13 protein-coding genes are annotated in these 18,466 nt (G+C 70.1%); 4 read left to right on the forward strand and 9 right to left on the reverse strand.

What is annotated here, in order from left to right:
- Positions 1–43 precede the first annotated feature (43 nt).
- Together NM203_RS23890 and NM203_RS23895 are read left to right on the forward strand one after the other, a co-directional pair.
- The gene (locus NM203_RS23890) at positions 44–1,246 is read left to right on the forward strand and encodes a DNA cytosine methyltransferase (RefSeq protein WP_255062987.1); all 1,203 of its coding nucleotides are present in this window, start codon (positions 44–46) and stop codon (positions 1,244–1,246) included.
- Positions 1,243–2,004: a hypothetical protein gene (locus NM203_RS23895; protein ID WP_255062988.1), complete on the forward strand. Its 762-nt coding sequence runs from the start codon at positions 1,243–1,245 to the stop codon at positions 2,002–2,004. The genes NM203_RS23890 and NM203_RS23895 overlap by 4 nt, the downstream gene beginning before the upstream one ends.
- Here NM203_RS23895 and NM203_RS23900 read toward each other — a convergent pair.
- The 7 genes from NM203_RS23900 to NM203_RS23930 all read right to left on the reverse strand — a co-directional run bounded on the left by NM203_RS23900 (position 1,934) and on the right by NM203_RS23930 (position 10,072).
- Positions 1,934–3,250 carry an acyltransferase family protein gene (locus NM203_RS23900; RefSeq protein WP_255062989.1) on the reverse strand — a complete coding sequence of 439 codons (1,317 nt, stop codon included), beginning with the start codon at positions 3,248–3,250 and terminating at the stop codon, positions 1,934–1,936. The two genes, NM203_RS23895 and NM203_RS23900, sit on opposite strands and share 71 nt — an antisense overlap.
- 43 nt (positions 3,251–3,293) lie before the next feature.
- Complete coding sequence (locus NM203_RS23905) at positions 3,294–4,526, reverse strand: MFS transporter (RefSeq protein WP_255062990.1); 1,233 nt, start codon at positions 4,524–4,526, stop codon at positions 3,294–3,296.
- A 74-nt stretch (positions 4,527–4,600) separates the two neighbouring features.
- On the reverse strand, positions 4,601–6,940 hold the full coding sequence (locus NM203_RS23910; protein ID WP_255062991.1) for a Tex family protein: 2,340 nt from the start codon (positions 6,938–6,940) through the stop codon (positions 4,601–4,603).
- A gap of 58 nt (positions 6,941–6,998) precedes the next feature.
- Positions 6,999–7,295 (reverse strand): YiaA/YiaB family inner membrane protein, encoded by a 297-nt coding sequence (locus tag NM203_RS23915; protein WP_255062992.1) that lies wholly within the window; start codon positions 7,293–7,295, stop codon positions 6,999–7,001.
- 34 nt (positions 7,296–7,329) lie between these two features.
- On the reverse strand, positions 7,330–8,220 hold the full coding sequence (locus tag NM203_RS23920) for a DMT family transporter (protein WP_255062994.1): 891 nt from the start codon (positions 8,218–8,220) through the stop codon (positions 7,330–7,332).
- A complete protein-coding gene (locus NM203_RS23925) occupies positions 8,217–9,185 on the reverse strand; it encodes a tripartite tricarboxylate transporter substrate binding protein (RefSeq protein WP_255062995.1) in 969 nt (322 codons plus the stop codon). The genes NM203_RS23920 and NM203_RS23925 overlap by 4 nt, the downstream gene beginning before the upstream one ends.
- Positions 9,186–9,187: 2 nt before the next feature.
- Positions 9,188–10,072 carry an SDR family oxidoreductase gene (locus NM203_RS23930; RefSeq protein ID WP_255062996.1) on the reverse strand — a complete coding sequence of 295 codons (885 nt, stop codon included), beginning with the start codon at positions 10,070–10,072 and terminating at the stop codon, positions 9,188–9,190.
- Positions 10,073–10,187: 115 nt separating this feature from the next.
- On the opposite strand from NM203_RS23930, the gene NM203_RS23935 reads away from it, so the two are divergent.
- Entirely contained in the window at positions 10,188–10,991 is an 804-nt protein-coding gene (locus tag NM203_RS23935) for a bestrophin-like domain (protein ID WP_255062997.1), read from the forward strand.
- Positions 10,992–11,008: 17 nt separating this feature from the next.
- On the opposite strand, the gene NM203_RS33370 is transcribed toward NM203_RS23935, so the two are convergent.
- Positions 11,009–13,531 carry a LuxR family transcriptional regulator gene (locus NM203_RS33370; RefSeq protein WP_255062999.1) on the reverse strand — a complete coding sequence of 841 codons (2,523 nt, stop codon included), beginning with the start codon at positions 13,529–13,531 and terminating at the stop codon, positions 11,009–11,011.
- A gap of 87 nt (positions 13,532–13,618) precedes the next feature.
- Here NM203_RS33370 and NM203_RS23945 point away from each other — a divergent pair, with 87 nt between their 5' ends.
- Positions 13,619–14,506, forward strand: a complete 888-nt coding sequence (locus NM203_RS23945; protein WP_255063001.1) for a sulfotransferase family protein — start codon at positions 13,619–13,621, stop codon at positions 14,504–14,506.
- Between the two features lie 63 nt (positions 14,507–14,569).
- Here NM203_RS23945 and NM203_RS23950 read toward each other — a convergent pair whose 3' ends face one another.
- On the reverse strand, positions 14,570–18,325 hold the full coding sequence (locus NM203_RS23950) for a hypothetical protein (RefSeq protein WP_255063059.1): 3,756 nt from the start codon (positions 18,323–18,325) through the stop codon (positions 14,570–14,572).
- Positions 18,326–18,466 lie beyond the last annotated feature (141 nt).

Below are 18,466 nucleotides of genomic sequence, written 5' to 3' on the forward strand. Positions count from 1 at the left end.
CCGATCCGGGGATGTGTCCGAGGTCGGCCATAAGATCACGCACATGGGGCGCACCTACAGCGTCGTCGACCTCTTCTCGGGAGGCGGCGGGATGAGCTACGGCTTTCACGCGCACCCCTCCTTCCGGGTGGTGGGCGCGGCCGACGCGCAGCTGGGTAAGCCCAGCAGTCGGCGCGGATCGCTCGGCTGCAACTCGACGTACGCCCTCAACATCGGCGTCGAACCCGTTGCCGTCGACCTCGCCGCCATCTCGCCCAAGCGGCTCCGCGGGGCACTCGGGGTCGGCCGCGTCGACGTTCTCAGCGCCTGCCCGCCGTGCACCGGCTTCTCGCGCACCAACTCGCAGAACCACCTCGTCGACGACGCCCGCAACGGCCTGGTCCCGCGGGTCGCCGCCTACGTCGCCGAACTCGAGCCGACGGTCGTGGTGATGGAGAACGCGCGCGAGCTGCTGATGGGCAACTTCAAGGGACACTTCACGCTGCTGCGCCGGCGGCTCGAACGGCTCGGATACACCGTCGCTGCGGACGTGCACGTGCTGACCCGGTTCGGCCTCCCCCAGGTACGCGAACGCGCGCTGGTCATCGCGGTGCGCAACGGCCTGCCGGTGCGGACGCTCGAGCAGATGTGGCGGGGCCACGCCGTCACCGGCGACGCGCTCACCGTGAAGCGTGCCATCGGATCGCTGCCGTCGTTGCGCGCGGGCCACACCGACCCAGATGACGAGGCGCACGTGTCGCCCCGATTCGTCACATCGCATGCACTGGAGCGCATCGCGGCCATCCCGCCCGACGGCGGTTCCTGGCGCGACCTGATCGACGGCGGAAGGGCCACCTCGAAGTACCTGACGCCCGCCATGCTGAAGCTGATCGCGGCCCGCAAGCTCGGCAACCATCCCGACGTGTACGGCCGAATGGCGTGGAACAGGCCGGCTCCCACGATCAAGCGCGAATGCGGCCACGTCGGAAACGGGCGCTACGCCCACCCGATCGACGACCGGCTCTGCACGCTGCGCGAACTCGCGATCCTCAACGGCTTCCCGTCGACCTACGCGTTCGGTGGGACCAGCCTGGCGAACAAGTACCGGCACGTCGGCGACGCGGTGCCGCCGATGATCAGCTACCAGATCGCCTGGGCGACGCACTGGGCGCTGACGGGTAAGCGCCCCGCGATGGCCGACATCGTGCTACCCGACACCTCGCTGCGACCGCAGGACATCGTAGGCGCCGGCGAAGAGGCCGCTTGAACGCGCCCGTCAGCCGTGCGGACCTGATGAGGAAGCTCGATGCGCTTGGCGCGCAGGAGATCACGGTCGTCAACGAGTTCGTGGACTCCCTACTCACGCCGGTCACCGAGGACCTGCTCGCCGGGTCCTGGTTGACCACGCCGGATTGGTCGGAGGCGTTCCTGGCACGCCTGCGCGCGCACCATGCGCTGAGCCGAGAGCCGTTGTCCACCACACAGTTCGAGGCGGCCTTCGAAGCCGCGTGCGAAGCGGCGGGCTGGATGGTGGATTCGTCGACGTCGGCGACCCAGCGGTTCTACGACACCGCCATCGCCCCGCCGGGAACGCTTCTCTCCAAACGGATCTCGTTGAAAGCGTCATCGGCCAAGGGGATGAGCAAGTCGTACGTGCACATCTCGAAGCTGACCGAGGCCGCGTGGATCCAGGACGTGCGCAAGCTCGCGGATCGGCAGGACAGGATCGTCGAGCTGTTCCGGGAGTACCGGGCCGCATGCGACGGGATCATCATGCTGCGCGGATTCCCCAGTGCCGCAGGGGTGTACTACGAGCTGGTCGAGATCCCGACCTCGTTGTTCGCGCCGATCGACCGGCTCGACATCAAGACCGCCCAGCAACCCACGATCCCCGTGCCGACGGACTCCGGAGAGCCCTACCTGAAGATCCGCATCGACCGATCGGACGCGAAGATCACGCTGACGGGGATCCGGCTCGCTGTGTGCTCGGTGCACGGTCGGTGGACGCTGGAGCCGCAGGGCTGACCCCCGCGCTCACCCGCGCGGCGGCCATCGCGACGACGAAGCACCCGAGTGCGGACCAGCCCTCGACGCCCGCGAGCCCGAACTTGGCCATCAACAGAAGCGCGACGCCCGCAAGACAGATCAGCACTCCGGTGGCGGTCGAGCGCAGCCCGGTGGCGGCCGCCCTCGCGTCCCACCACGGCAGCCGCAGGTGTTCGAGCGGGGAGAGCACCTTGAACGCCACCCCCATCACGACCGCGAACACCACGGCGCGAAGCAGCAGCAGCCAACCGAAGTTCGGTGCGTCGACGTCCCAGGCGTCCAGGCCGAACGCGTTCAGGGTGAACGCAGCGACGGCGATGGCGGGGATGTGCCACAGGTAGAGCGTCATCGCTCCCCCGTTGCCGACGGAGACGACGTGCCAGACGAGCGGGCGCTCGGCCCACCGGCGAACGGCGCCCGCCGCGGCCACGAAGACCAGCGACATCCAGACGCAGTGCAGGCCGAGGATCAGCGTCGGCGGTGTGACGTTGGACATCCGCTCGACGCCCGTGACCACCAGGGCGACCTCGTACGGTCCCACGTTGACCAGCAGGACCTGGACGGCGAATGCGACGGCGGCGACGACGAGTGCCGCGACCGGCCGGATGAACTTCCGCGCGTAGCCGACGCCGATGGCCACGGGGATCAACCAGACGAACACGAAGTTCGCGACGCCGCCGTAGAGGCTTCCGCTGGCGATGCGGACGGCGTCGACCGCACCGGCCGCCGCGAGCAGGGCCACCACGACGACAGCGAGACCGCGGGCGTCGCGCAGCCGGCACAGTGCGGGGACGAACGCGAGCGTGACGAGGTAGACGCCGAGGAACCACAGCAGGGCTACGCTCTCGCGGCCCAGTCGGTCGGCGGACTCCGCGCCGAGCACCAGCCGTGTGACGAGGAGTCCGGCGGTCCAGAAGGCCAGATACCAGAACACCGGGCGGCAGAGCCGCTGCGCCCTGGACAGCAGCCAGGTTCCCCACGGCGTCCCGGTGCGCCACCCGTAGGCGCCCGCCGCGCCACCGGCGAGGAAGAACAGAGGCATGACCTGTGCCAGCCAGGTGAGTGGGATCAGCACCGGCATCTCGCCGAGGAGGTTGCCGATGCGCAGGCCGCTTCCGTCGATGGTGGCCAGCAGCAGGGCGCAGTGACCGAACATGACGACGACGAGCGCACCGAGGCGAGCGACGTCGACGGCACGGTCGCGTTCGGGTGTGGCAGACGACATGCATTCAGCATGCAGGCTCGTCGGCGGATCCGGGTGAGTAGGACTACCCGAGTTCGGCCGGGGCGGGCATCCGGCTGCGCCCCAGCAGTAGGAACAGTGCACCGCCGGTGAGCGCCGCGACGCCCGCGACGGCGAGGAAACCGGCGAAGCTAGGCGTCTCGCGAAGCATGCGGCTCAGGACCACGGCGCCGAGAGCCGAGGAGACACCGACGGCCGACATCAGCAGGCTCAGCACGGTGCTGTACAGGTTCACGTCGAAGCGCTTGGACACGAGGTAGGCGATCACGTCACCCTCGGCTCCCCAGGCGGCGCCGAGGCAGCACACCGAGACGACCAGGACGGCGTAGCTGTTGAACGGTGAGGCGATGAGCAGGCATCCGACGCCCGGCAGTGCCATCGCGACGGCCGCAACGATCTGCTCGGGCAGCCAGTCCAGGGCGAGACCGCAGATGAATCGGCCGACAATAACGGCGGCGGCGAAGAGCGAGATCAGCAGCGCGACGCCCTGTCCCGATGCGACCGCGTCGCCGAGCATGACGCCGAGCTGAGACGTGGTCACGGTGTGGTACAGGTTGCACAGCAGGATGGCGATCAGCAGAATCCAGAACACCGGAGTTGCCGCGATGCGCCGAAAATCCCTGTCCTTCTTGCGGTCCGCCGCAGCGCGTCGCCCCGACGTCTCGTCGGATGGAATCAGCGCGAGTGCGACGGCTCCGATCACGGCGATGGTAACGGCGATGACCACACAGCCCACTCGCCAGCCGTAGTTCCGATTGATCGCGTCGAGTGCCGGCGCGGCGACGAGACCGAGCAGGGGTGGCCCCGAGATCGCGATGGCCAGCGCCAGCCCGCGGGCGTTCTGGAAGCGCGTCGCGACGATGCGACTGTAGATCGCGGGCGTGGTCGTCGTGCCCAGTGCCACGATGGCGGCGTTGATCAGGAAGTACTGCCAGATCGGCCCCGTCATCAGAGCACACGCGATCCAGGAGGCGGGGATGGCGATGACCCCGATGATTGCGATCCGCCGCACGCCGAACACGTCGGCGAGGCGGCCGTACACCGGTAGGAAGACGAAGGTAAGCAGTGCGATGACGCCGGTGAGCACGAAATCCGATCGCTTCCAACCGAACTCGGCGAGGAACTGAGGTCCCATCGCCGCGTTGGTGTAGGCGCTGAGGCTCAGCCCGGCGCTGAGTCCCGCCGTCGCGGCGGCCAGCGGCTGCCAGTGCGTGCGGAATTCGCCGAGGTAACCCGGCGCCGGGGTGTCGTCACGCACACCTGTGAACCTACCGTCAGCGGTGCCCGTCGACCTGGCCCAGGACGACGGGCAGGACCAGCAGCGATTGCGGCTCAGTTGTTGCCGAATCCGGCGTCGCGTAGCGCCTGCGCCAGCGATCCGGACGGCGCAGTCGACGACTTGTCGCCAGACCGATTGCGCTGGTTGTCGTTTCGGCGCTCCTGGCGGGCCGGCTTGCGCTGCGGACCTGCGCCACGGCCGCGCTCCGGGGTGTCCTTGAGGCGCAGGGTCAGCCCGATCCGCTGCCGATCGACGTCGACCTCGAGCACCTTCACTTTCACCACCTGCCCGGACTTGACCACCTCGTGCGGGTCCGAGACGTAGCGGTCCGACATCGCGGAGACGTGCACCAGTCCGTCCTGGTGCACACCGACGTCCACGAAGGCGCCGAACGCCGCCACGTTCGTCACCACGCCCTCGAGGATCATGCCGGGCTTCAGATCGCCGACCTTCTCGACTCCCGCGGCGAACGTCGCCGTAGAGAACGCCGGCCGCGGATCGCGTCCCGGCTTCTCCAACTCGGCGATGATGTCGGTCACGGTGGGCACGCCGAACCGATCGTCGGCGAAGTCGGCGGGCCGGAGCGTGCGCAGCGAGCGCTCGTTGCCGATCAGTTCGGCCAGCGTGACGCCGGCCCGGTCCAGAATGCGCCGCACCACGGGATAGGCCTCCGGGTGAACACCCGACGCGTCGAGAGGATCGTCTCCGTCGTTGATCCGGAGAAAGCCGGCGCACTGCTCGAATGCCTTGGGCCCCAGACGCGGAACCTTGAGCAGTCCCTTGCGACTGGTGAACCGCCCGGCTGCCTCCCGATGCGCGACGATCGACTCGGCCAGTGCTTCGGTGACACCGGACACCCTGGCTAGCAGCGGCACGGATGCCGTGTTGAGGTCGACTCCGACCGCGTTCACCGCATCCTCGACGACCGCATCCAGACTCCGTGCGAGCGTCCCCGGTGTCACGTCGTGCTGGTACTGCCCCACGCCGATCGACTTGGGCTCGATCTTCACGAGTTCGGCGAGCGGGTCCTGCAGGCGGCGCGCGATGGACACCGCTCCGCGCAGGGTCACGTCGAGGCCGGGCAGTTCGTGGGCGGCGTAGGCGGAGGCGGAGTACACCGATGCCCCCGCCTCGCTCACGATGGCCTTGGCTGGGACGTCGGCTCCCGCCGACCGGATGTCGGCGATGAGTTCGGTTGCCAGCGCGTCGGTTTCACGCGACGCGGTGCCGTTTCCGATGGCGATCAGCTGGACGCCGTGGCGCGCCACCAGTGCCCCGAGGGTGGCCTTGGCGGCGTCCCACTGCCTCTGCGGCTGGTGCGGGAAGATGGCGCAGGTGTCGACGACCTTTCCGGTGCCGTCCACGACCGCCACCTTGACGCCGGTGCGGAACCCCGGGTCGAGGCCGAGTGTCGTGCGCGTACCGGCGGGCGCGGCCAGGAGCAGATCCTTGAGGTTCTTCGCGAACACGGCGACGGCGTCGGCTTCGGCACGTTGTTTGAGCCGGATGCGCGCGTCGACGGAGGCCGTGATCATCAGTTTCGTCCGCCAGGCCAGGCGGACGGTGGTGGCCAACCACGGGGTGGCGGGGGCAGACGCCGCCAGGTTGACGCCGAGCGACTGCGCGATCATCGCCTGGTAGCGGTCGTCGTCACCGCCGTCGAAGCTCAGCCCCAGCGCCTGCTCCTTCTCCCCGCGCAGCACGGCGAGGACCCGGTGCGACGGCATCTTCTCCAGCGGCTCCGCGAAGTCGAAGTAGTCGCGGAACTTCTGGGCCGCGGAGCTGGTCGCCGCGGCATCGGATGCGGGTCGGGTGCGCAGTGAACCGTCCGTCCAGAACGTCGCGCGAACCGCTCCGACGAGTTCGGCGTCCTCACCGACACGCTCGATCAGAATGTGGCGGGCGCCGTCGAGCGCGGCGGCGGTGTCGGCGACCTCCGCGCCGAGGTACTCCCCCGCGACCTGGTCGGGCACCGCCGTCGGGTCGGCGAGCAGCCTGTCGGCCAGCGGCTCGAGTCCGGCCTCCCTGGCGATCTGCGCCTTGGTCCGGCGCTTCGGCTTGAAGGGCAGGTAGATGTCCTCGACACGGGACTTGGTATCGGCGGCCAGCAGCGCCGCCCGCAGCTCGTCGGTGAGCTTGCCCTGCTCCTCGATCGAGGCCAGCACCGCGGACCGGCGATCGTCGAGCTCCCGGAGGTAGCCGAGGCGCTCCTCGAGGGTCCGAAGCTGCCCGTCGTCGAGGCTGCCGGTGACCTCTTTGCGGTAGCGAGCGATGAACGGCACCGTCGAGCCCTCGTCGAGCAGCTTCACCGTGGCGAACACCTGGGTTTCAGCGACACCGAGTTCCTCAGCGAGACGGGCGTTTACGGATGCGAGGGTGGGGCTTGCAGGCACCGGACGACCCTACCCAACGACTCCGACGCCGCGGCGAGCCAGTGCGTGGCGTGTCGGGTCACCCGGTGGTGAACGGATTGTGTTCGGCGATCAGTTTCTCCAGGCGCGCCTCGTCGATGCGCACCCGCACGGTCGCGGCCTCCTGCTGATCGCGGACGACCTTCGCGAGCGTGAACGTGCTCGCGACGAGGAAGAGCACGGTCATGCCGAGGAACAGTCGCTGCCACGGATCGAGCGGCAGGTAGACGATTCCGGCGAGCGCGCCGATGAAGCTGACGCCGAACGAGATGGCCGCCTGGACCGCGAAAGCGGCGGTGGTCTTGGTCATGTCGGCGATGGGGCTGGTTGCGTTCATACTCAGAGCCTGGGGCCACCTCGGGTGAGTAGTTCTACTCCAGTTTCGGGTCGGCCGCCCTGGCCCGCACTGCGATCAGTCCTCCGCCGACGACCAACGCCATACCCGCGTACACGACGAGGGTCGGCGGGCGGTGCCAGACGAGCCAGTCGATCAGTGCGGTGAAGACGATCACCGAGTAGATGAACGGACCCACCTTCTCCGCGGGGGCGTAACGGTAGGCCAGCACGATCAACGCCTGCGAGAACAGTTGCGCCAACCCCAGCGCGGCCAACCACATCCACGCTCCGGTGGGTAGCGGTCGCCAATCCACGATCGCGAACGGTACCGCCATGCACGTGGAGAGGAGGAAATAGTAGAACAGCACCCTCGCCATCGGTTCGGTGGCCCCGAGCCAGCGAACCGACGTCATGGCGATCGCCAGGAACAGGGCCCCGGCGAGCGCGGACAACTCCCCGGCGCTGAAACTCGCCGCCCTGGGCTGCAGCACCAACATCACCCCGACGAAGCCGAGGCCCGCGCCCACCCAGGTCAGCGGTGACACCCGCTGCCGTGACACCGTCCACGCGATGAGAGGCATCCACAGCGGAGCGCTGTAGGTCAGCAGGGTCGCGTTGGCCAGCGGTACGCGCGCAATGGCGAAGAACAGGGCGTACCAGCAGGCGGTTCCGGCGGCGGCACGCAGCAGGTGCAGACCGATTCGGTCGGTTCGCACGAACGTCCAGCCACCGCGGGCCGCAATCGGGATCACGAACAACAACCCGACGACGTTCTGGCACAGCAGGAGCGCGCCGGTCGACGCGTACTGGCCGGACACCTTGGCGAGGGCACCAACCAGAGCGACGCAGAAGAACGCCGCACTGGTCAAACCCGCTCCGAGGATGAGGTTCTCGGGCCGATGACCCGTCGTCGTCGGGGTCGTCACCGAGCTCGGAGCGCAGCCTCGACGTCCGCCCTGGTCTCGGCGAGGAACGTCTGGAACTCGTCGCCGACCATGAAGGTGGTCGTGAAGCGGCTGCGATCGGCGATCTGCTTCCAGGTCGGCGACTCGACCATCTTCGCGAGCGCCTGCTGCCAGTAGTCCACGGCGTAGGAGGGCATGCCGGGAGGTCCGTACAGTCCTCGCCAGTTCGACAGGGTCACGTCGAGTCCCTGCTCTCGCGCCGTGGGCGCGGCGAGGCCCGGCAGCGGGTTCTCGGCCAGCACCCCGAGGGCCCTCAGCTCCCCGGACGTCACCCGGTCGACGAACTCGCTGACGCCGCCGATGGCGACATCGACGGCACCGTCGGCCAGCGCGGCGATCTGCTCGCCGCCCCCTTCGCGATTGACGTAGTGAACCGATGCGGGGTCACCGCCGGCCTGCGAGACCAGCAGGTCGAACGGAGCCTCGTCGTCATGGGCCGCTCCGACGGCGACGCCGACCGGGTCGGCTGTGATCGCCGCCATGAGGTCGTTGAGGTTCGCGAACGGTGAATCGGGTCGGGTCACGACGACGAAGTACTCGGTCATCAGCCGCGCGATCATCGTGACGTCGGCGAAGCCGTACGGGGAGTTGCCGCTGAGCTCGTTGGTCATCATCGCCAGCGACGTCACCGACACCTGATCGTCGGCACCCCGGTGCTGCTCGATCATCGTGGCCAGGAAGTCCGCCCCGCTCCCTCCGGGCCGATTCTGCACCGGCAGAGGCACGTTCACGATGTGCTCCGACTGCAGGGCCTCCACCACCGAGCGGATGGTGAGGTCGAATCCGCTACCCGGTCCGGCGCCCGCCGTCATCGTCACGGGGCCGACCGGGTAGGGCGCGGCACGCGCGGTCGACGCGACGGCTTGGCCTGCCGACACGAGGAGCGAGGCGGCCAGTAGGGCGCGCAGGATTGTCTTGATGGTCACGGTCACGCGCTTTCCGATCGGGTCCGCGGGTGAGGCGGAGCGGTCCTGGCGTTCAGTCGATCGGTTTCGCGCGCCAGGATGGTGTTGAGCAGCCGGGGCGCGACGACGTCGACGGCGCGCAGCGCGAGAGCCTTGCGCGGCGCGATGCGGATGGGTCTGGTCCTGCACGCGGTCACCATCCAGTCGGCCGCCTCGTCGGCGCTGAGCGCGGCGACGCCCTGATACGCGCGGGTGGGGGCGATCATCGGCGTCGCCACCAGTGGGTAGTAGATGGTCGTCGAGTGGACGCCGAGGCCACCCCACTCGGTGTCGATGACCCGGCTCACCGCGCTCAACGCCGCCTTGGATGCGTTGTAGGCGGCGAACATCGGGGAGGACTCCGGGAGCACGCGCCACGTGGCGATGTTGATCACGTGCCCGTCGCCGCGCGAGATCATGCCGGGCGCGAGACCACGGATGAGCCTCAGCGGCGCGTAATAGTTCAGCGCCATGACGCGCTCGACGTCGTGCCAGCGGTCCAGGGATTCGGCCAGTGGCCGACGGATCGACCGCGCCGCGTTGTTGATCAGGATGTCGACGCGGCCGACCTCGTCGACGACTCGGTCCACCTCGTCGAGGCTGGACAGGTCAGCCGGTACGGATACGGCGTGACCGCCTGCGGACGTGATCCGGCCGACGAGCTCGACTAGCAGACTCTCGCGTCTCGCGACCGCGATGACCGTCGCCCCCGCGCCCGCGAGCTTGAGTGCAGCAACCGCCCCGATTCCCGACGACGCGCCGGTGAGCAGAATCCGTCGGCCGCGGAGGTCGACCTTCGCGCCCGCTCGCCAACGCGGGAGTGGGCGCATTCCGGCCAGCCTGAGTGCCGTCCTTGCGTTCGGAATCACAGCGGTCGCCCCTGTCAGGTCGGCACAGCGGTCGCTGCTCCTGCGCAACTCTAGGGTGCGGCAGCGGTGGATGCAGCAAATTGACGGGAAAGCAGCATGTGCTTACAGTCGGCCGATGCCGAGCTGGATAGCGGGTGTCGTGGTCGTCCTCGTCGTGGCAGTGGCCGTCGCGGCGAAACTCGCGGCGCGTACCCGTGCCCCGGACCCCGGTTGGTTCATCGACAGCACCCGTGCGGCCGGTGCGCTCACCGTCATCGGCACCATGTTCGCGGTGCTGTTGGCGTTCACCATCTTCTTCGCTCTCCAGAGTTATCAGCGCGCCCGCGACGGGGCCAGCATGGAAGCCGTCGCGGTCACGGAGCTGCACAACGTCGCCGACGTCCTCGAGGGGCACGGCGGCGATCGACTGCACGGCGGTCTCATCTGCTACGGGCGTGCCGTGGTCGCCGACGAGTGGCCCGCGATGGGTCGAGGTGAGGCGTCCCCGGTGGTCGTGCACTGGGTCGAGTCCATGGTTCGCGACTTCGCGGCCACGACGCCGACCGGCGCGTCCCAGGAGGCCGCCTACGGGCAGTGGTTCGATCAGCAGGCCGAGCGTCGGGACGGTCGCCGCGCTAGGCTCGCCGAGGCGACGCCGTCGGTTCCGGTGCCGCTGTGGATCGTGCTGGGCATCGGCGCGACGGCGATCCTCACGTACATGTGCGTGCAGGCCGATAAACGCGAATCCGCTGTTGTACAAGCCATCCCGATCGCCTTCGTCTCAGCGCTCGTCGGATCGGCTCTCGTCGTCATCGCGTTCCTGGATCACCCGTACGCCGACTGGTCGGGCGGCATTCAACCCGACGAGATGCGCGTGACGCTGCAGCTCATCGACGACGGCCACGCCGCACCCTGCAGTGAGCACGGCGATCCTCCGTAGCCTGCGCGGCATCGGGATCAGCGATCGATACTGCGCATCATCTCCGCGAGCCCGGACCGTCCGGCGACCCCTGCCTTGATGCTGGCGCGGTAGACGTGACTCTCGACGGTGCGCACCGACCGCGAAACCACCTCGGCTATCTGACGATTCGACAGACCCTGAGCGACCAGCATCGCGATTTCGCGTTCCCTGGTCGAGAAGGGCGGCGCGCACGCGGCCGCCGCGATCGCGGGGCTCGTCGCACCCCCACACGCCGACGCCAGCTGATGCGCGCGTGCCGCAGCGGTCGTCGCACTGTCAACCCGGCCGGCCCGCCGGTGGGCCGTTGCGGCCTGTCCGGCGGCATCCGCAGCGGCCAAGCGGTCGCCCATCAGCTCGAAATCCACTGACGCGCTGTCGAGCCCGGTGGCGTCGTCGATACTCAGGGCGGCTGCGTACCGCGCCGCGATCGCCACGCGCGGACCCTCCACGTGAACGGCCAGCTCCGCCAACCGCTCCGCCGCATCGATGTCGTCGAACTGCACCGCGGTCTGCAGGCACCACACCTCACGCGCGAACTGATCGTGGCTGCGAGCGAAATCGGCGGCGAGTCGCGCCAGCCGACGTGCCTCCGTTAGTCGCACGCGTGCTGCCGCCAACCATGCTTCGGTGAGCGTTTCAAGCGACGTGACGTAGAGAGAGGTCGGATGTCGATGTGCACGTGCAACTTCCAGCGTCTGCTCGGCGGCGTCGGCATCCCCCGTGCGGGCCAGCGCCTGCGCGCGGAGCAGGCTGAATCGGTGAAAGCTGTTGGCCAACTGGAATCCATCCGCCGCCTCGACGACAGTGGTCTCGTCAGGAAGATGGACCAGAGCCTCGTGTAGATCGCCAGCGGCCAGCGCCGCCATACCGAAGATCTCCGACGCCACCACTCCCGCAAGCGCCATCGGAGTGCGTTGGCTGGCAAGGTGGCGACCCGACACCTCCAACGCCTCGGCGACGTGTCCCCCGGCCGCCAAGGCGAACGTGTGAAACTCGGTTACGGGCAGGCGCATGTACACGCCCTCGTCGGTGGTGTCCAGTGCGCGGTACGCCTGCTCGGCCATCGCCACGGCCCGCTCGGGTTGCCCGAGTTCACCGGCGGCCATGCTCTGGACACCGAACGCCATCACCGCGCTGAACGGGTCGAGAGTATCGACGTCGATCTCGGCCATCTTGGCGAGGACCTCCGCCGGCCGTGCCGCCAAGGCAAGCTGACAGGCACGGAAGACCAACAGCTTTTGGCGGTGAACGCCGCGTGTGGAACTCAGTGCCTCGTCGATGACCTTCCAGGAGAGTTCCGGAGAACGCTTCGCCCACAACAGTTTCGACGCGCGCATGACGACGCCGTTAACGTCGGCGGACGGTGGCACCTGGATCGGATCGTCGACGTCCGTGGCGGCGGCTGCGGTGAACAGCCGCTCCGCCGACGTGAAATCGAGCAGTGAACTTGCCGCCCTGCCCGCGGCCACCAGCACATCCGGGTCGGGGGGCGAGTCGGACTCCAACCACAGCAGTCCCCGCTTGACGGTGTCAGCCGCCCTGCCGCCGTCGTTCATGGCGATCGCCACCTGGCCGCGAAGTCGCCGTAGTTTCGCACTGCCACAACGAGTCCGGCGGAGCTCGGCGTACATCGCGTGCCCGACGACCACGTGGTCACCGGAGATGCGGATCAATCCGCGCTGCTCGGCTTCCTCGATGGCGTCTTGACGCACCAGGGATCGCAGACAGGGCCAGTCGACGGGTTCGGCGACGGCGACGACGTCCACGACGTCGTTCACGGCGTCGGCAACGGCGCCGATCTGTGCGTCGACGAGTTCGGCGAGTGGCCCCGAAATCGAGGTGTCTCCGACCCGGCGAAGTCGACCGCTGTCGACGAGCAGTCGTCCCGCCTGAGATTCCTGGTGCACCAACTGTCGGAGGAACAGCACATTTCCGCGGGTGAGGCGCCAGAGTTCGTCACCGCACCGGCCATCGGGTGGCGACCCGAACACCCTCGTCACCAGGTCGTCCGACTGCTCGCGTGTCAACGGGTCCACGTCGTATCGCCGCACGGAACCGTTCTTCCACAGAGCCGTTACCGCGGCCGGCGCCGACTCACCCGCTCGCACGGTGATCACCACCTTCGCCGCACCCGAGTGAGCCAGCAGATGCAGCACCAGCGCGGACAGCTCGTCGAGCAGGTGGGCGTCGTCGACGAACACCAGGAGCCGCTCAGGGCGCGCACCGGCGATCAGGGCGTCGACGATTCGTCGCGTGACGGCCGACGGTGCGCCACCGCTGTCGTCGGTCCACCGTGCGAACGCGCCGAATGGAATCGCCTGACTCGTGGTGGTCGCCGCCGAGCTGCGCACGGTCCACCCGGTCTCGGCCGCACCCCGCACGACCGCACGCGCCATCCGGGATGTGCCCACCCCCGGTGGGCCTGCCACGGCCACTCCGCGCACCCCGTCGGCGCCCAGGAGGCGGGTGACCTCGCCGAGCTGCTGGTCTCGGCCGATCATCGGCCAGTGGTCGGACACCAGCGAACATTAGCCGACGACTGGGACCACGCCACTGTTATTCCGCACACGGCACCGGAAGCCATTGGCGCACTTGGCACTTTAGCCGTGAGGCGATCAGCTAGTCTGGCGACAACACCCGACTCGATGCCCGCGGGCAACGCGAACGTCATCTCAAGGAGCGCCCGTGGCAGCACAGCACTCATCTCGGGTCTGCCGCGCTCGGGCTCGACGCTGCTGGCGGCCCTGCTGCGGCAGAACCCGCGTTTCGAGGCCGGGATGTCGGGTCCGCTGGCCGGCCTCTTCGGCGCGTTGCTCGGCCAGATGAGCGCGGGTCACGAGTACTCCGTGTTCATCGACGACGTCAAGCGCGAGCGCATCCTCCGCGGACTGTTCGACAGTTTCTACGCCGAGACGGACGCCGAGGTCGTCTTCGACACCAATCGCGGGTGGTGTGCGTGGATGCCGGCGATCGCGCACCTGTTCCCGGATGCCAAGGTCATCGCCTGCGTGCGCGATCTGCCGTGGGTGATCGACAGCATCGAACGACTGATTCAGCGCAACGTCTTCAGCCCGTCCTCGATCTTCAACTACAGCGCCGGCGGTACCGTCTACACGCGCGCCAATGTCGTTGCGGGACAGGACGGAATGGTCGGTGGACCCTATGACGCGCTCAAACAGGCGTGCTACGGCGCGCAGCGCGATCGGCTGCTCCTGGTGCAGTACGAGACCCTGACGACCGATCCGGCCACGACGATGCGCACGATCTACGACTTCCTCGGCGAGGCGGCGTTCGAGCACGACTTCGACCACGTGGAGTACGACGTCACCGATTTCGACAGGCGCGCGGGCACGCCGGGACTGCACACGGTCGGCACGCGCGTCACGGCGTCCTCGCGCGCGACCTTGCTACCGCCGGATCTGTTCGAGCGCTTCGCGAACGACGCGTTCTGGCGCGATCGGGCCACCATGCCCGACGGTCTCCGAATCGTGTGAGACCAGCCCAGCCGGTAGGCGTGCCGCCACCGACGTGATCAGTGGCGGCACGGCTCGAAAGCGCTAGGGACCGTTGGATCCCGCCGTGCCGGTCGTGCCGGTGTCGCCGGGCGGCGTGCCGGCACCACCGAGTCGGCCGAGGCCCGCACCACCGACGGCGCCCACGGTGCCCGCCGCGCCCGCCGTACCGTCGCGCCCTTCCTCACCCAGGAAGTCATTGCCGTAGCCACCGGGTCCTCCGGCGCCCAAGTTGCCGCCCTTCGCGCCGTTGCCGCCGTTGCCGCCGTCACCGCCGGGGCCGGACAGGGAGCTTCCGCCGTACCCGCCCCACCCACCGAACCCGCCGGTTCCGCCGACACCTCCGGCTCCGCCGTCACCGCCGTTGCCCTTCGACGTTCCGAACAAGCCGCCGAATCCGCCGGTGCCGCCGTTGCCGCCGTTACCCGCCGCGCCGCCGACGTTGGCATTCCCGCCGGTGCCACCCGCGCCGGCCGGTCCGGAAGCGGAGTTGCCGCCGGCGCCACCGAATCCGCCGCTGCCCCCTCGGCCGCCGTTGCCGCCGTCTCCGCCGTCGCCGGCTGAGAGGGGCCCGGAGTCTTTGAGCTGGCCGCCGAACCCGCCGCCGCCGCCGGTACCACCGATACCGCCGACGCCTCCTGCACCGCCCGCACCGCCGGCACCGGATCCCGACGCGGCGCCACCGGCACCGCCGTCGCCACCGCCCGAGGCGTACCCACCGTCTCCACCGTCGTTGCCGAAGCCGGCGAACTCGGTGCTGACGCCGCCGCTACCACCGAACCCGCCGGCACCGCCGTTGGCCCCGGCTCCGCCGACGCCCCCCGCTCCGCCGTTGCCGGCACCCAGAGCGGCACCGCCGGCGCCCCCGCGACCGGCTAAGCCGGCGCTGCCGCCGCGGCCTGCTGCGCCTCCCGAGCCGGCGGACGTGGCGTAGACACCCGAGTCGCTACCGCCGAGCTCGCCGTTGCCACCCCGTCCACCGGCGCCGGCCGCCCCGGCGTTGCCGCCGACGCCTCCGTTGCCGTTGCCCAGGGCCGCGCCGCCGACCCCGCCATTCCCGCCGAACCCTCCGCCACCGCCGTACCCACCGGCGCCGCCGGCGCCGGCACGGTTGTCGCCGAGGGGATTGCCCTCGAAGAACGGTTGACTTCCGTTCTGGCCGCCGAAACCGCCGTTCCCGCCGTTTCCGCCGACGCCGCCGAACCCGGCGGCACCGCCGGCTCCGCCATTGCCCGAGCCCAGGGCCGCGCCGCCGGCGCCGCCGGCGCCGCCGTCACCTGCGAAGCCGCCCTCGCCACCCCTGCCCCCGCGCTCGCCGGACTCGAGGAACCCGCCCGACTCGCCGTTGCCGCCCCCGCCACCGGTGCCTCCGTTGGCCCCGTTGCCGCCCGCGCCACCGCGGCCGCCGTTGCCCGACGTCGATCCGCCCGCCCCGCCGGCCCCACCGTCGCCGCCGTCCGTACCAAACGTGCCGAAACCGCCTGCGCCGCCGGGGCCGTCGGCGTCGCCGCCACGACCACCCGCTACGCCGGCCACCCCGTTGCCGCCCGCCCCGCCGTTGCCGCCGTTGCCGACCGACCCGCCGTTGCCGCCGGCCCCGCCGTTGCCGGCGTCGTCACCGGGAATGAGTGCGTCGGGGCCCCTGCCGCCGTTGCCGCCGTTGCCGCCGCTGGTGACCGCGGCACCGTCCGCGCCCGTGCTGCCGATTGCACCGGTGCCCTCGGAGCCGCCGACACCGGCCGCGCCGCCGCTGCCACCCGCACCTACCGCGCCGGGATTGCCGCCGTCGCCACCCCTGCCACTGCCGACGTTGAAGAAGCCGTCGGCCCCGTTGCCGCCGTTGCCCGGCGCGCCGGCGTTACCGCCGGCGCCGCCCTGCCCTCCGTTGCCGTTAGCGCCCGCCTGCCCCGACCCGCCCGCCGTGAGGCCGCCTGCGCCGCCGATGCCGCCCGCACCGCCGGTACCGCCGTCGCCGCCATCGGAGCCGGCCACGCCGTTCACCTCGGCAGCGACCAGGAACACGCCGTTGCCGCCATCGATGCCGTTTCCGCCGTTGCCGCCGCGGCCGCCCTGTCCGCCGACTCCGCCCGCGCCACCGTCACCGGAGATCGAACCGCCGAGCCCGCCGGCGCCGCCGTTGCCCGCCGTTCCACCGACCAGGCCGTCCCCTCCGGGGCGGGACAGTGCGCTTCCGGAGAGGCCGTTGGCGCCGGTCACCCCGTTGCCGCCGTTGCCGCCGTCCCCGCCGTTGCCTCTATTGCCGCCGTTGCCGCCACGTCCTCCGTTGCCGACGATCGCATCCGGGGTGGTGGGGCTGTAACCGTTGCCGCCGTCGCCGCCGTTGCCGCCGCTGAGGATTTGAATGCCCGCGCCTGCGTCGGTACCCGCTACGCCACCGCTGCCCCCGGTGCCGGCCAATCCGCCCGTTCCGCCGGCACCCGCGAAGCCCGTGTCCCCGCCCGCTCCGCCTGCTCCACCGTCCTGACCGCTGACGCCAGCGGCCGCGCCCGTCCCGCCGTCTCCTGCGGAACCCGCGTTACCGCCGGTGCCCGCGTTGCCGCCGTTCCCGTTGACCCCGGCCAGCCCGAGCAGCGAGAAGTTACGGCCGCCATCACCGCCGACGCCGCCGTCACCGCCCCTGCCGCCGGCGCCGCCACCGCCACCGGCTTGCCCGTCGGCTCCGGCCACGGTGGCCGAAGCGCCGCTCACACCGTTGCCGCCGTTGCCGCCGATCGCACCGGCTCCGCCGACTCCGCCGGCGCCGCCGTCACCGAGGAGTAGGCCGCCTGCCCCGCCCGCTCCCCCGGCTCCGCCCTTACCCCCCGCGGTGCCGCTGATACCGGAAGCCCCCGAGCCGATGCCGTTGCCGCCGTTGACCCCTGGCGTGCCCGCCGCGCCTGCGCCGCCGTTCGCGCCGCTGCCGAGGAGCAGTCCGCCGTTGCCACCCCGGCCGCCGGCACCGTCGTTGATTCCGGCGACGCCGTCGCCGCCCGCACCGCCGTTACCGAAGGCTCCGACGTTGCCGCCGTTGCCGCCGTGATAGCCGGCACCGCCGACGCCCAGCAGCAAGCCACCGTTGCCTCCCGCGCACGAGACGCCGGTCGCGCAGGTCTCGCCGGTGTAGCTGAAACCGGTGCCCAGCAGCAGCCCGGCATTCGGGTTGGCGGCTGTGCCGTTGCTGATGAAAAGAGCGAGGACACTCCCGACCAGTGCGTTCAGATCCGGGACAGCCGGGGCAGGCGCGGCGGCCGGAGCGACCCGCGCCGCCTGGACGCGTTGGGGGGCCAGCGTGGTCGTCGCGGTTGCCGGCTCGGCCGGCGGTGCCTGCTCGGTGTCGCCCTTGGGCGTTGACGTCAGCGATCCCCCGTTCGTCGCGGCGCTGACGCGGGTGGTCGGCCCGCCGCCACCGGATGCGTTGGTCGTGCTTCGGGAACCGTCGCCCGTCCGACTCGTTTGCGAATTCGACGTCGCCGTGCCCGACGGTCCACCGTCGGCGTTCTCGCCGTCGACAGCCGATCCGCCTGCTGCGGGCGTTGGTGCGTTCGACGTAGCCCCGCCTGTGGACGATGACGGTCCTGCATCATCCGAAGCGCCCGTGTCGCTGGTGCCGGGATTCGACGACCCTGCGTCGGAAGTGGGCTCAGCCTGCGCCAGCCCTGCGCTCACGACCATCGCCGCGCCCAGCCCCAAGGTGACGGCGCCGGCGCTCAACCATCTCGAGACCGGCAGAACGCGGTGATCGCGATTGCTGCGTAGTCGCTTGTCCGGTTTGCTGTCGCCGTTCATCCCCGCCATAACCATTCCTTTCACGCTGCATCGTCACCAGAGCGGGACGAGCTGCTCCAACACGCTCGCATCGCTGTCGGCATTTGCTAAACCGACATTGTCGCGGCGAATGTAACTGACGGACAGCGCGCCACCCGCACGTTTGGTTGACGGATC

The organism is Mycolicibacterium arenosum (genome assembly GCF_024320865.1).
GTDB classification, from domain to species: Bacteria; Actinomycetota; Actinomycetes; order Mycobacteriales; family Mycobacteriaceae; genus Mycobacterium; species Mycobacterium arenosum.